13 protein-coding genes are annotated in these 14,297 nt (G+C 40.3%); 3 read left to right on the top strand and 10 right to left on the bottom strand.

Features of this window, described 5'->3' with window-relative positions:
- Positions 1-36: 36 nt before the first annotated feature.
- The 3 genes from BV455_RS09900 to pdxA are packed head-to-tail and all read left to right on the top strand — an operon-like array spanning position 37 to position 3,311.
- Positions 37-999 carry a 2-keto-3-deoxygluconate permease gene (locus BV455_RS09900; protein WP_218687989.1) on the top strand — a complete coding sequence of 321 codons (963 nt, stop codon included), beginning with the start codon at positions 37-39 and terminating at the stop codon, positions 997-999.
- A gap of 18 nt (positions 1,000-1,017) precedes the next feature.
- Positions 1,018-2,319, top strand: coding sequence for a four-carbon acid sugar kinase family protein (locus tag BV455_RS09895; RefSeq protein WP_218687988.1), 1,302 nt, complete (start codon positions 1,018-1,020; stop codon positions 2,317-2,319).
- Complete coding sequence (gene pdxA / locus BV455_RS09890) at positions 2,316-3,311, top strand: 4-hydroxythreonine-4-phosphate dehydrogenase PdxA (protein WP_218687987.1); 996 nt, start codon at positions 2,316-2,318, stop codon at positions 3,309-3,311. Before BV455_RS09895 ends, pdxA begins: the two co-directional genes overlap by 4 nt.
- Positions 3,312-3,582: 271 nt before the next feature.
- Here the strand turns inward: pdxA and BV455_RS09885 are convergent, their stop codons facing one another.
- The 10 genes from BV455_RS09885 to BV455_RS09840 form a co-directional block, all read right to left on the bottom strand.
- Positions 3,583-5,913, bottom strand: coding sequence for a glycoside hydrolase family 3 N-terminal domain-containing protein (locus tag BV455_RS09885; protein ID WP_218687986.1), 2,331 nt, complete (start codon positions 5,911-5,913; stop codon positions 3,583-3,585).
- A gap of 546 nt (positions 5,914-6,459) precedes the next feature.
- A complete protein-coding gene (locus BV455_RS09880; protein WP_280638368.1) occupies positions 6,460-6,885 on the bottom strand; it encodes a VanZ family protein in 426 nt (141 codons plus the stop codon).
- 13 nt (positions 6,886-6,898) lie between these two features.
- Positions 6,899-7,072: a LytR family transcriptional regulator gene (locus tag BV455_RS09875; protein ID WP_218687985.1), complete on the bottom strand. Its 174-nt coding sequence runs from the start codon at positions 7,070-7,072 to the stop codon at positions 6,899-6,901.
- Between the two features lie 15 nt (positions 7,073-7,087).
- Positions 7,088-7,246: a YwzD family small protein gene (locus tag BV455_RS09870; protein WP_218687984.1), complete on the bottom strand. Its 159-nt coding sequence runs from the start codon at positions 7,244-7,246 to the stop codon at positions 7,088-7,090.
- Between the two features lie 80 nt (positions 7,247-7,326).
- Positions 7,327-8,475 carry a DegT/DnrJ/EryC1/StrS family aminotransferase gene (locus BV455_RS09865; protein WP_218687983.1) on the bottom strand — a complete coding sequence of 383 codons (1,149 nt, stop codon included), beginning with the start codon at positions 8,473-8,475 and terminating at the stop codon, positions 7,327-7,329.
- Between the two features lie 58 nt (positions 8,476-8,533).
- Positions 8,534-9,160, bottom strand: a complete 627-nt coding sequence (locus BV455_RS09860) for an acetyltransferase (protein ID WP_218687982.1) — start codon at positions 9,158-9,160, stop codon at positions 8,534-8,536.
- Positions 9,161-9,165: 5 nt separating this feature from the next.
- Positions 9,166-9,774, bottom strand: coding sequence for a sugar transferase (locus tag BV455_RS09855; protein ID WP_218687981.1), 609 nt, complete (start codon positions 9,772-9,774; stop codon positions 9,166-9,168).
- 20 nt (positions 9,775-9,794) lie between these two features.
- Positions 9,795-11,075, bottom strand: coding sequence for a nucleotide sugar dehydrogenase (locus BV455_RS09850; protein WP_218687980.1), 1,281 nt, complete (start codon positions 11,073-11,075; stop codon positions 9,795-9,797).
- A 56-nt stretch (positions 11,076-11,131) separates the two neighbouring features.
- Positions 11,132-12,670, bottom strand: a complete 1,539-nt coding sequence (locus tag BV455_RS09845) for a lipopolysaccharide biosynthesis protein (protein ID WP_218687979.1) — start codon at positions 12,668-12,670, stop codon at positions 11,132-11,134.
- An 11-nt stretch (positions 12,671-12,681) separates the two neighbouring features.
- Positions 12,682-13,866 carry a glycosyltransferase gene (locus tag BV455_RS09840; protein WP_218687978.1) on the bottom strand — a complete coding sequence of 395 codons (1,185 nt, stop codon included), beginning with the start codon at positions 13,864-13,866 and terminating at the stop codon, positions 12,682-12,684.
- Between the last annotated feature and the right edge of the window lie 431 nt (positions 13,867-14,297).

Raw genomic sequence — 14,297 nt, 5'->3', positions numbered from 1 at the left:
CATTTTTAAACATGAGTGTAAGGGGGAGAAGAAAAAATGAAAATCAAGGCAACGTTGGATCGTATCCCAGGCGGAATGATGATCGTTCCACTAATTTTGGGGGCAATCATCAACACATTGTTTCCGACCGCATCGAAGACATTCGGTTCGTTCACAGGTGCACTACTGACAGGAGCGTTACCAATCCTCGCTGTATTCTATGTGTGCATGGGGGCAACGATTGATTTTAAAGCCACTCCGTACATCCTTAAAAAAGGAGGCGTGTTACTCCTCAGCAAAGTAGGCATCGCAGCAATAATCGGGATCATTGCCGCCCGCTTCCTTGGGGAAGGGATGATCAGCGGAGGGGTGTTTGCAGGTTTGTCAGTGTTGGCGATCGTAGCAGCCATGAACGACACAAACGGCGGGTTGTACATGGCGTTGATGGGACAGTTTGGTAGAAAAGAGGACGTCGCAGCTTATTCGATCATGAGTTTGGAATCGGGACCGTTCTTTACGATGGTAACACTTGGGGTAGCAGGGCTTTCCGCGTTTCCTTGGCAAACGTTGGTAGGAGCGATTTTGCCGTTGGTAATCGGAATGATCCTTGGCAATTTGGATCGGGAGTTACGCGAATTTCTCGGTCGCGCAGTGCCAGTGTTAGTTCCATTTTTTGCGTTCGCACTAGGGGCTGGGCTGAACTTGCAGAACGTGTGGAAAGCGGGGCTCGCAGGAATTTTGCTAGGAATCACGGTCGTGCTCGTAACAGGTACGGTGCTTTGGATAGTTGACCGGTTGACCGGCGGCAATGGGGTAGCCGGACTGGCGGCCGCTTCGACAGCAGGCAATGCGGCGGGTGTCCCTGCGGCAGTTGCGGCAGCCAACTCTGCGTATGCTCCGGTAGCTCCTGCAGCCACTGCATTGGTCGCTTCCTGTGTCATCGTCACCGCCATCTTGGTGCCAATCGTCACTGCTTGGTGGGCAAAACGAGTCGGGGCAGGCGATCAGACAACCGTTTGATGTACGGAGGGAGACAAGATGAACAAACTAGCAATTATTGCCGATGACTTGACCGGTGCTTCCGATTCCGGGGTACAATTCGCCAGAAAGGGGCTTGTCACGCAGGTCTTGTTTGATCTGACCGGACTGTCCGGCAAGCGGGAAGCAGAGGTAATCGTGGTTGACACCGATAGCCGAGCGCTTCCCGCTCTTGATGCATACCGACGGGTACAGGATGCAGCGAAAACATTACAAGAAATGGGTTTTAACCACCTGTACAAAAAAATCGATTCCACCCTCAGGGGAAATATAGGAGCGGAAATCGATGCCATTTATGAAACAATAAAACCGACATTTATGATTATTGCACCGGGTTATCCTAAAAACGGGAGAACCATTTATAAAGGGTATCATTTTTTACACGATACATTGCTACATGAGACAGAATTATCACGAGATCCGAAATGTCCGATAAAAGAATCTTATGTTCCCAGTTTAATTGCCAAGCAGACGAAACACCCCATAGGGCTGATTGACTATCAAACACTTCGTCTCGGATTTGACAAAGTCAAAGAACAGCTCGATCATTATCGGGCAAACGGTATTCCTTATATCGTCTTTGACTCCTTAAGCGAGGAAGATTTACAGCGCATCGTCCGATACGTGTGCCGTATCAATGAAAAAGTCGTATGGGTCGGGTCAGCAGGTCTTGCCAATTATCTTCCTGAAGCATATCACCTGCAAAAATCAAAAAAAGCGACCATGATTGAGCCAAGCGAGCGGCCCATCCTGCTAGTCGTAGGCAGTGTGAGCCAAGTATCCCGCAAACAGCTCGATCGTGCCCTTTCTTTAAAAAACGTGAAAGGAATACAGATAGATTCCGTAAAACTCGTAAGCGATAACCAGTCCCGTTATGAGGAAATGGAAAAGGCCCTTCACCAGGCAGAAAACTGGGCAAAACAAGGATACCATATTGCCCTCTATTCCTCTGCTTCACCAAATGAAATAAAACAGGCGCAGGAAATAGGCGAAGCGAAGGGATTAGGCGCAATAGAAATAAGCAATTTCATCGCTCAAAATTTAGGAGAGGTTGCTTCTACATTGATCAACAAGGGCTATTTTAGAGGGATGATATTAACAGGCGGCGATACTGCGAAACACGTATGCAATAAAGTTGGGGCTACGGGTTTTGAATTGCTAGACGAAGTGGAAACAGGAGTGCCAATAGCGAAATTAATTCATGACTCAGGGATGTATGTAGTGACAAAAGCGGGAGCCTTTGGTTCGGAAAATACATTTATTCAAGCCATTCACCAATTACAAGGAGTAGATGTCAAATGAAACCTGTTATCGGAATAACGATGGGAGACGCTGCCGGTATAGGACCGGAGATTATTGTCAAAGCTCTCCAAAACACCTCCATCTATGAACAGTGCAACCTTTTAGTCATAGGGGATGCAAAAATATTAGAACGGGCAGCTCGAATTACGAATTCTAGACTGACCATTAACCCTATTTCAGACATAAAGGAAGCAACTTACCAATACGGTACGATTGATTGCATCGATTTAGACTTGCTTCCTGCCGATTTGCCTTTTGGCCAAGTATCAGCGGCTGCCGGAGATGCTGCATTCCAATTCTTAAAACGCGCAATCGAATTAGCGAAAAACGGGGATATTCAGGCAATTTGTACAGCTCCTTTAAATAAAGAAGCACTACACAAAGGCGGACATCTATACCCAGGACACACAGAAATTTTGGCCGATTTAACAGGCACTAAAGATTATGCGATGATGTTATCTTCCCCAAAACTTAAAGTCATTCATATTACCACCCATGTCGGGTTAATTAAAGCGATTGAAATGATTAATCCTGAACGAACCTACAAAGTCATTAAACTGGCTCACGAAACGTTGACAAGAGCGGGAAAAGAAAATCCAAGCATCGCTGTGTGCGGCATTAATCCTCATGCTGGAGAAAACGGACTGTTTGGCAATGGAGAGGAAGAGGAAAAGCTCATTCCTGGCATCCTTAAAGCCCAATTAGAAGGAATCAATGTAACTGGACCGTACCCGGCAGATACGTTATTTTACCGTGCGGTACGCGGAGATTTTGATATTGTTGTAGCTTGCTACCATGACCAAGGGCACGCCCCTATTAAAGTGTTAGGATTAGAAACCGGAGTAAACATTACCGTCGGCCTCAAAGGCGGCATCATCCGCACATCTGTCGATCATGGAACAGCCTTTGATATCGCCGGGAAAAATTTAGCAGACGAACGAAGCATGATTGAAGCCATTCGTGTGGCTGTTGAACTGGCTCCGAAAGTTTGAATATAACGCCGTTTTTCGGCAAGTCCCTGTTCTTTTACCAATGTCATGTTTTCAAAGCCAAATGCCTGAGGAGACTGCGCACCGATCCGAAAAACATAAGACTAAGAACAGACTGCAACCTTCTATCAATTTTTGAAAATCTTCAAAGCGTAGCAGTGTAATACTCTAATCAAAATCCCCCTTTCGGCAGGCTCGGAGGGATATCATAGGTTACTGTCTGCCTGAAGGGGGAACTTCGCCATTTTACGCTCATTCTTTCACTTTGAAACGACTATTCAATTTTAAATGTTTTCGTCAAATTGCCGACCATTACTTTATATGTTCCCGATTCTACAACAGGCCGTTCCGTTCCTATAATGTCACCTGGAATAATGGCAAGCTGTGATGCGGGCAGGTTGAATGTGACTGTCTTTGTCTCTCCAGGGTTAAGGTGAATCCGTTTAAATCCGGCTAACTGTTTCACAGGCGTCAGGACAGAACGATATTCTTGATTGACATAGAGTTGGACGATTTCATCCCCGGCAACCTTGCCAGTATTGGTAACATCCACGGATACTTTTGCTTCTCCTTTTTTGCTAATAATGTTTGTTACCTGCAAATTTTTATACTCATAAGTCGTATAGCTTAATCCGTAACCGAACGGGAATAACGGCTCATACTTTGTTCCCGGCTTATGATTATAAAAAATCGGCACTTGGCCAATGGATTTTGGCCATGTCGAAGCCAACTTCCCACTCGGGTTGTAATCGCCAAATAGAACATCGGCAACCGCCTTTCCTCCTTCTGTGCCAGGAAGATACGCCATTAGAACAGCTGGGGTAGATTCAACAAGATCCGTGATCATCAGCGGACGGCCCGCAACAAGAACGAGAATCACGTCTTTTCCGGTTTCGTTAAGCGCTTGTATAAGCTGTCTTTGAGCGGCAGGAAGTTCGGCTGTTTCCGTGTTTCCTTCCCCCTCAGCGTAAGGTTTTTCGCCAACTACTGCAATGACGACATCCGATTGCAACGCTGCTTTTACAGCCTCATCAATCGCTGCTTTTACTTTGGACGGATCTTTTTCGTCTTTTTCATCCGGCACTCCCGGTACATACTTCACCGCTGTATTGTTAGACACCGCCCCTTTGATGCCTTCAAGGATCGTCACAGCAGGAGGGAGTTCATTAGGATTGGTGGCCCCTTGCCATCCGATCGTCCATCCGCCCATTTGATTTGCCACATTATCGGCACTTGGACCGGTGACCAGAATCGATTTCACATCTTTTTTGAGCGGCAGAACATTTCCTTCGTTCTTAAGCAATGTCATTGTCTCACGGGCTGCCTGAAGCGCCAGCTGACGGTCAGAATCATTGATTATTTCTGCCGCCTTTTTCGGGTCGACGTAAGGGTTTTCAAAAAGTCCCAACTCAAATTTAAGCGTTAAAATGCGGCTTACCGCTTGGTTAATGCGTTTTATTGATATTTTTCCTTCTTTGACAAGTTCGATCAAATTTTTCGTAAAGTTATCTGCATCATGCGGCACCATCGACATATCGACACCTGCATTGATGCTCATGCGAATGGCATCCTTATATGATGGAGCTACTTTATGGACCGTGTGCAACTTCATCATATCTTCCCAATCCGATACAACGACACCCTTAAACCCCATTTCCTTTCGCAACACATCCGTCAACAAATACTTAGAAGCGTGAACAGGGATGCCGTTGATCGAGCCACTGTTTATCATAATTGTTTTGACACCGCTTTCAATTTGCGCTTGAAAAGATGGATAGAAAATCTCTCTTAAGGTGCGAAGGGAAAGGTCAGCTGGAGAACGATCCTGTCCGTTAAGCGGCTGGGAATAACCAACAAAATGTTTTCCCGTGGCTGCTACACTTTCTTGATCGGACAACTTCTTTCCTTGAAGTCCTTTGACCGCCGCCGCACTCAACTTTGAAGCGAGGTAAGGATCCTCACCAAATGTTTCATAAAAACGCCCCCAACGAATATCCCGACCGATATCGGCAACAGGGGCAAAATTCCAATGAATGCCGGTCGCTCTTACAGACTTTGCAGTACTTGCGGAAAGTTTTTCGACCAATTCTGGATCCCATGCGTTAGCGAGTCCAATATTGTGGGGGAAAATGGTTGCTCCGAGGACATTGTTATGACCGTGAACTGCATCAACACCGTAAATAATCGGGATATGCAAACGCGAATGCTCCATCGCATATTTTTGAATGTCGTTTGTCAATTTAGCCCATTCTTCCGGATTGTTCGGTACTGGTGCCGCTCCGCCGCCGCTTAAGATCGAACCGACATGGTTTTCTTCAAAAATCTTTTTCATCCATTCAGGGTTCAGCGGTCCCCGATCCCATTCATTTGTTCCCATGAGCCTTGTTACATCAATTTGCGTCATCTGCCCCACTTTTTCTTCTAACGTCATCCGCTGCAGCAAATCTTTCACTCTTTGCTCAATAGGCACCTCTGGATTCAAGTATAGAGGCTTATCAGATTTTTTAGCGTACGCAGCCCCATCCTGCCTTACATACGGTAAAATCAAACTGACAAGCAACAGCGCAATGATAGGAAATCTAAAAAACTTCGTCCCCTCGTTCATTTGCGGAATCCTCCTTCCCGATTTATTCCATAAAAAAGATGAGTTGTGTGCAAATTCCTCATCTTCACCTCCATCCCTTTTATTCAATGTTGTCACAAAATAATTATAAATAAAAATATTTACATAATTATAAATTAACTTCTTCACTTTTTTGTCATTTCCTTGAATATTTTGCGATTGTACTCACCAGTCAACAATCACCCACTACAGTTGGTGCTTAGGCCATATTGGTTGATTCATCTTTTCGCTAGACGATGCTGGGAGGAAAAGCAATCTTTCTTCCGGTCCTTATCAACAAAAGATATAAGCTGGAATGTGTGGCAAAAAGCATAAGCGATGCATAAACACACATAAAAAGATCATATACAGTGATCAAAAGAATCAACAAGGAGTGAATACTCGAGCGGCGACGGGTACAAAACCCAAAAGCATCTAGAGTGTAGTTGTCGAGAAGTTCATCGATGGAATGGATGCAGCGGGTATAGCTAGAAGAGGAAGCTGAGGATCTAACCATAATGCAAAACATAAAAGGGATTCGCAATCTTTTCACACCGAAGAATCTATCTTTCGTAAATACATTCGCACAACGAATAACGCAATTCCCGCTCCAAACGCGTCAATCACCACATCCGACAAAAGCGGAGTCCGCCCCGGCTGAAACGACTGATGCCATTCATCGAAACACGCGCAAACAACAGCAAACACCCACGCGCAAACCATCGCGAACCGCCGCGGATATAACGCTCTCCACACAAGAACAACAAGCAGGCCGAATACCGAAAGATGCGCCAATTTACGCACGATGTAATTCCATGACAAAAACCCATCATTGATATGATCAACATATCCTAATTGCAGCTTTTGTACGATTTCATGAATCCAACTTGCCGTATTCGCATCAGTAAACACAGGAGATTCCGTAAAATAATCAATCATCCCACTCCATGCGAATACAAGAATCCAAGGAATCACCTTATTTTTCCTTTCATCGCCTAATCTGTTTCAACGAATCATTCTCTTTTAGTTCCTTTTTTCGTTTTTGAATATAATAGTGAATCGTTTTTTCTATCCGCTCCAATTTCTCCAACGACTGAACATCTTGAAGAATGTAGCGGATCATCTTTTTCATGGACTTTGGCAGCTGTTGAAAGGATAACATACATACCTCCCGATACTACTTATTATCCCTTTTAAAAACTTGTTTTAACTGTTGTGCTAGCTCCTGAACCATATCTTTTGCAGTGATATTGGCGGACAATTCCCCACGTTGATACGCTTTGATCAATATATGTTTGAAACGCTCGGTTTCCAACCGCAACGGCTTTTTCTCCATAACAAAAGTCACCTCCAAATAGGAAAAATAAATGCAGCCTCCCACTGAACGACTTCAACAGGAGGCTTGCAAACGGTTATTTATCGTTTTATCGTTTTGACAAAAACATCAATGACCCGATTTTGTTCCTCAACGGTCATGCTGGAACCAGAAGGCAAACAAATGCCATTGGCAAACAATTCGTCGGAAACGCTCCAGCCTTCCTCGTGCGGGTAATACGTTACCCCGTTAAACACAGGTTGCAGATGAAGCGGCTTCCATACAGGACGTGCTTCAATATTTTCCTCCGCAAGCGCGTTGATAATATCCATTGGTGTCACACCAAGCGCTTGCCGATCAATTGTCAACGTCGTCAGCCAGCGGTTAGACATGGTGCCTTCCAATTCAGGCATAAACTGAACGCCTTCGATATCCCCTAACGCTTGCACGTAACGGTCAAAAATGGCGCGTCTTGCTTTCACCCGCTCGTCCAACACTTCCAACTGCGCCCGGCCGATTCCCGCGACGATATTACTCATGCGGTAGTTGTAGCCCATTTGGCTATGTTGATAATGCGGAGCCGGATCACGCGCCTGAGTCGCCAAGAAGCGGGCTTTTTGCAACGCTTCGACATCATCGGAAACCAACATTCCTCCGCCAGAAGTAGTAATAATTTTGTTTCCGTTAAACGAATAAATGCCGAACTTGCCAAACGTGCCACTTTTCTTCCCTTTATATGTAGAACCAAGCGACTCCGCCGCGTCTTCCACCACTGGCACTTGATAATGATTGCAAATCGCTAAAATTTCATCCATCTTCGCGCTTTGACCGTATAAATTAACAACAACCACCGCTTTCGGAAGCTTGCCTTCCTTTTTCGCCTCTTCCATCGCTCTTTCTAACGCCACCGGAGACATATTCCACGTATCAGGCTCCGAATCGATAAAAACAGGCTCCGCCCCTTGATACAAAATCGGATTGGCACTCGCGATAAACGTCAATGAGGAACAAAACACTTTATCCCCTTGTTGGACATCCAACAACCGCAACGCAAGATGAATCGCCGCCGTCCCTGAACTAACCGCGGCCGCACCTTTTGAACCTACATATTTCGCCAACTCTTTTTCAAACGCATCGACATTCGGACCAAGCGGAGCAATCCAGTTTGTTTCAAACGCTTCATTGATATACTTTTGTTCGTTTCCGCTCATATGAGGAGGGGAAAGAAAAATTCGAGATTTGTTGTTCATTCGATATCATCCCTATATCCCAAAATTTATAATCTTCCTTAACAAAAATATTATAACACTAATCTAGCAGTCTAGTCGGACATCCGACTGCTTTTTTGAAATCCGGTATATCCCGTATTACCGTTGAACCCGCGCCAATAATGCTCCATTTACCAACTTTTATTCCTGGAATAATTGTGGCAGACGCACCAACATGAGTTCCTTCTCCAATCGTGACACTACCTGTTAAAGTAGCGTTAGGAGAAATATGAGCATAATCCCCTATACAATTATCGTGTTCTACAATCGCCCCTGTATTAATAATAACATGTTTACCGATTTCCGCATTTGCGTTCACCACACAATTCGGCATAATCACAGTCCCTTCCCCAATGCGTGCAGAAGGGCTAATAATGGCAGAAGGATGAATTAACGTAGCAAACTTTTCATGATCAACACGAATCCGCTTTACTATTTCGGAGCGTACTTGATTGTTTCCAATAGCGATAATCAACTTCGTATTCCGATCTCTATCTACAATGCTCGAAACCGCAGAAATCGGACCATATAATACTCCATCCCTATTATAAACATCTTTATATTTATCGTCTAAAATCGCAATAATTTGGTAGCCTCCCACCGCAAAAATGATATCTTGAATTACCTTGCTATGGCCACCTTCACCGATAACGACAATCGGATTCATCTACATCATCCACTCTTTTTTGCATTTTTATTGCCAGTGAATTTTTCCATGGTGACATGTCCCTCATGACTAATGCCTTCGGATTTAAGTACTTTAATCACCGTAAGAAAAAGAATCTTTAAATCGAGCCAAAACGATTGGTGATCCACATACCAAACATCTAATTCAAACTTCTCTTCCCATGAAATCGCATTGCGCCCATTGACTTGAGCCCAACCAGTAATACCTGGTTTTACTTCATGACGCCGAGCTTGTTCCGGTGTATATAGCTCTAAATATTCCATCAGTAACGGTCTAGGCCCTACGAGACTAATATCCCCTTTCAACACATTAAACAGCTGCGGCAATTCATCGAGGCTATATTTTCGAAGAAACTGCCCAAACGGAGTTAATCTTAGATGATCGGGTAATAGCTCTCCGTTTTCATCACGTTCATCTGTCATCGTGCGAAACTTATACAAATAAAACGGTTTGCCATGCAACCCGGGACGCTGTTGTTTAAAGAGAACGGGAGAGCCTAGTTTATAGCGAACAAGGATCGCAACTACTAAAATTACCGGTGATAAAATGATTAGAGCAATCAGAGAAACAATAAAATCAAAAACTCTTTTCAAATATAATCACCTTACTTTAATTAAAAAGTTTGTGCTTGTAAAGATTTGATTTCGTGCAAGTTACCATAGTTATAATAAGTGATTTTATCTTCATGTACTTTTACACAGTTTCTTGTGTCAAAAATAACTGGTTTTTTCATAAGATTGATAATTTGCTCTTCATTTAATGATTTGAATTCATTATGATCTGTAAGAACTAAAATACATTCAGCATCTGAAATAGCTTCTTCAAAAGAAGAAAGCTTAAAGTTTACTTGCTCTTGCTGAACATGTGGGTCATAAATTCCTAAGCGATATCCTTCTTGTTGCAAGATATTTAATACATCCATAGCTGGACTTTCACGAATATCATCAATATTGCCTTTATAAGCTAGACCAAATACAGCTATTTTTGAACGATTATCAGGCACAATTTTTTTCAATTGCTCTACAACAAAGTAAGGCATTGAATTATTAATTTGACGTGCGTCTGAAATCAATACAGATTGCTCTGGAGCTTTTTCTATAATAAAATACGGGTCAACAGCTAAACAATGACCACCTACTCCTGGACCTGGAAGATGTAAATTTACTCGCGGATGGTGATTAGCTAATTCAATTACTTCAAGAGCATTAATTCCTAGATGTTCAGAGATTTTAACTAATTCGTTTGCTAAGGCTATATTTACATCACGATACGTATTTTCCATCAATTTAGCCATTTCCGCGCTAACAGCGCTCGTAAGTAATATCTTTCCTTTCACAAAGCTACGATAAACTTCCGCAGCTTTTTCTGCTGATTTCTCATTAATTCCACCGACAATTCTTGTGTTTTCTACTAATTCAATTAAAATTCGACCAGGTAATACACGCTCAGGACAATGAGCTAAATAAATGTCTTCTCCCACATTCCAACCTTGTTCTCTTAAAATCGGTGCAACAACATCATCAATTGTTCTTGGAGGGATTGTAGATTCAACAATAATAGTGTTACCCTCTTTAATATAAGGTAAGATAGATTTTGTTGCCGCGATAACATAATCTAAATTGGCTGTATGATCTTCATTATGTGGAGTAGGTACCGCAATAATAAAGCAATCTGCATATGTTGGTTCTAATTGAGCACGTAGATTACCTTGTTGGACAACTTTTTCTACTAACTCTGCTAAACCCACTTCTTCGATATGAATTTCTCCTCGATTTATCTTTTCAACAGCGATTGGGTTGATATCTACTCCTACAACATCCCATCCTGAATCAGCAAACATTGCTGCCGTAGGCAACCCTATATAACCTAATCCGATTATGCATACCTTTTTCATTTTATTTACCCTCTTCTCATAGTAAAATTTATTAATTTTATTATTTCCTTAAAAAGTTAAGTATCATCACTTAATCTTTTAAAACGAAATATTCTAGAAGCCAATCTTAAAATTCTAGTTAATAAAGACTTCATTTCAATTGGTTCTGCAATTGCATTACCAAGAGTTATAATAAATAAAGCTAGTATACTACATAGAACGCCTTTTACGGACCAACCAAACCAATCATCTGTACTAATATGAATAAATTTGCTACTAATTATAACTACCATTATTCCAAGTATAATATTTCTAATTATGCGTACTAATGAAATACGAATAGATCTTTTTAATATTTTTCGATTACTATATATAATTGTGTCTATAGTGCGATATATGAATGATATCACCGTACCAACAAGGACTCCATATATACCTAAAAAATGCACCAATAATAAAGACGTAGATAGATTTATAGCAGCTTCGGCAAGTGCTCTATACTTTGTTTCAGCAAAATGTCCAGCAGATATTATTAGTGTATTGGTTGGAACACGAATACAATTTGCTACACCTACCATGGTAAATAATACAGCAAGTTTCATGTCAATATAGTTAATGTCATGAACATTGCTTGTATAAAGCATTATAAAAGGTATTATCATTATAAAAGTTACAGAATATATCCATGTTACAATTATATAAAAAAGGTATTCATAACTACTAAATGCTGAATTAAGTGTCTTATTATCATTAGTAACTATTAATTCTCCAAACCCTGAAGTAGTGGATCTAGCCAATAGCCATATAAAAGATATTAATGTGCCATATATGAGATTATAAGTGGAATACACACTTGTTGACATCAGACCACAAAAGATTGTGATAACTAATATATCAGTATTAAAAACAATAAGTCCTGCAATTTGATGAAATAAGGCTGCCCACCTTTTTTCAATAGCTTTTGTATTAGGCTTAGTATAAAAATTTAGTTTAGGGTAATTTTTCTTTACATAAATCCTTAAAAATGCAACACGCATAATATAAATTAATGTAGATACAAACTGCACTACTAATACATTGAAACCATGAATCATTAGGAATATACGCAACAAAGCACTTATGACAGTAGCTGCTGTTAAGGTGTAATCAAGGACATAACCCTTCTGATCTGCCGTAAGCAGTACCCTATACTTTCCATGCATAAAGAATTCAACAATTGAGCCTCCACCTAATATTAGTACTAATAGTGAAGTAATTATTGCAGGTACTTGTCCTTTAATTATGAAAGGAAAAATAATAGAAAGACTAACTAAGAGGGCACAAAAAATAACTCCAGACTGAATATAAAACTTTTTAGTAGCAGACATTATTCCATTAATTTGTTGGTAGTCTTTTTTTGCTAATGGCCCGTATAAAGCTTGAATAGATGCCATCCCTACTCCAGCTTCTACAAGATTCATGTAGGTAAGAGCCTGCATAATAGCAGCATTTAAACCATTAATTGCTGAACCATAATATTCTAAAAAAAACTTATACGTGATAATATTAAGCATTATAGTAGTTATTTGCAAAATAATAGATGAAATAAATGTATATAGTGCTTTTTTTGTCCTCATTAGTATATCCCTTATTCCTCTATAAGCTTGTATAATTTTTCTACCTCAGATTCATTCCCTAAATTTTCTTTCTGCAAGTTCTCACTAAATCTCTTTCTTAACATTGAATCTTTTATTAATAATTCAAGCCCCTCATAAATTCCTTCAATATTTTTAGGAACGATAATCCCATTTACTCCATTCTTTATTTGATTTTCTGCGGTGGTATAGTCTGTAAGAAGTATGGGCTTACATAAAATTTTTGCTTCATCTACTGCAATTGACTTTCCTTCAAATCTAGAGGGTTGTGCATAAATATCTGCATTTTTAATATATGGATATGGATTAACACGTTCTCCTAGAAGAATAAACTTACCTTCTACGTCATATTCCTTGATTAACTTTTCAAGTTCTTTTCGCAATGCTCCTTCTCCAATGACATACCACTTTACATTATGTCCTTTCTCCAATAATCTGGAAAATGCCGGAATAGCCATATCAAAACCTTTTTGATGAGTAAGACTACCTACTGATACAATCCTTATTCCATCAAAATCCTTATCTTCAAATCCTTCCTCCTTATTAGCCATATGCCAAATTTGTTCAGGAGAGACTATATTATATATAACTTTAAATTTTTCGCTAAAATCTGGAAAAAGATCAACTAGTACTTGTTTACACGTCTCTGATACAGTAATAACATACTTAAATTTTGAAAATACTTCTTTTTCATACTCTTTATCGAGATTTAACATTCGAAAATCGTTGTGATTCCATCCTATTTTTATATCTGCACTCACTTTATCTGCAACAAAATAGTTAGGATAAGTATCCATATATCCTATGGCAACATCATAATGTTTATTTATATTTGGTATATATTGTTTAAAATTTTCCCATAGTGCTGAGTGATATCTATCTCTATATAGTTTCGATTCAATCGAAGCCATCACTTTACGTCCTATATGACCAAATTGGCCTTTTTTGAGAAATTGTTGAATAAAATCACTTCCACTTCTCCAAAAGTCTTGAAGAATTTGAGGTGATTCAAGTATATTAACATTTTTAGGTATCATATCAAGAAATATTCCTTCATGTCTGAAGAGCTGTAAATCTACATCGTACTTATTGTAGTCAAGTTGTGATAAAAGTGAAATACAGCTTTTCCCAACCCCTCCAGCTGGTCTTTTCATAACAATCAATATTTTTTTCTTCAAATTAATGACCTCCCAGCTACTTTTTGATGTTTTTTCATTAACCATAATAAATAAAAATAACGGATTATGCCTATAGCATGAAAATTTGTTATGCCACATTTTAATCTATAATTCCAAATTGTAATAGATAGTAATTTTAAATCAATTTAATGGATGTCGATAATAATTATTCATAAAACTTTTCTATTCAAGTACTCTCAATATACATTGTACAAAGGTGTAATTTTACTTAAATATATCTGATAAGTAATTGATAGTCTCTTCTGAGATCTCTAAAAATAAACATTTTTTTCATAGGCATAATCAAAATACAATCTTCTCTTATACCTTAAATCACCTTTTGCATGAGCCCGAAAATCCATGAGCTCGTTATCCCATAATGATATACGCCATTCATATTCGAAAAACTCATAAACACGTACGGAATTGAC

The sequence above is a fragment of the Parageobacillus caldoxylosilyticus genome (assembly GCF_019272935.1).
Taxonomy (GTDB): domain Bacteria; phylum Bacillota; class Bacilli; order Bacillales; family Anoxybacillaceae; genus Saccharococcus; species Saccharococcus caldoxylosilyticus.
This window is presented reverse-complemented; position numbering and strand designations above follow the sequence as displayed.

Excerpts from the sequence above, each read along its gene's own strand:
- BV455_RS09900 (WP_218687989.1), top strand. The coding sequence starts at position 37 with ATGAAAATCAAGGCAACGTTGGATCGTATCCCAGGCGGAATGATGATC.
- BV455_RS09895 (WP_218687988.1), top strand. The coding sequence starts at position 1,018 with ATGAACAAACTAGCAATTATTGCCGATGACTTGACCGGTGCTTCCGAT.
- pdxA (WP_218687987.1), top strand. The coding sequence starts at position 2,316 with ATGAAACCTGTTATCGGAATAACGATGGGAGACGCTGCCGGTATAGGA.
- BV455_RS09885 (WP_218687986.1), bottom strand. The coding sequence starts at position 5,913 with ATGAACGAGGGGACGAAGTTTTTTAGATTTCCTATCATTGCGCTGTTG.
- BV455_RS09875 (WP_218687985.1), bottom strand. The coding sequence starts at position 7,072 with ATGTTATCCTTTCAACAGCTGCCAAAGTCCATGAAAAAGATGATCCGC.
- BV455_RS09870 (WP_218687984.1), bottom strand. The coding sequence starts at position 7,246 with ATGGAGAAAAAGCCGTTGCGGTTGGAAACCGAGCGTTTCAAACATATA.
- BV455_RS09865 (WP_218687983.1), bottom strand. The coding sequence starts at position 8,475 with ATGAACAACAAATCTCGAATTTTTCTTTCCCCTCCTCATATGAGCGGA.
- BV455_RS09860 (WP_218687982.1), bottom strand. The coding sequence starts at position 9,160 with ATGAATCCGATTGTCGTTATCGGTGAAGGTGGCCATAGCAAGGTAATT.
- BV455_RS09850 (WP_218687980.1), bottom strand. The coding sequence starts at position 11,075 with ATGAAAAAGGTATGCATAATCGGATTAGGTTATATAGGGTTGCCTACG.
- BV455_RS09845 (WP_218687979.1), bottom strand. The coding sequence starts at position 12,670 with ATGAGGACAAAAAAAGCACTATATACATTTATTTCATCTATTATTTTG.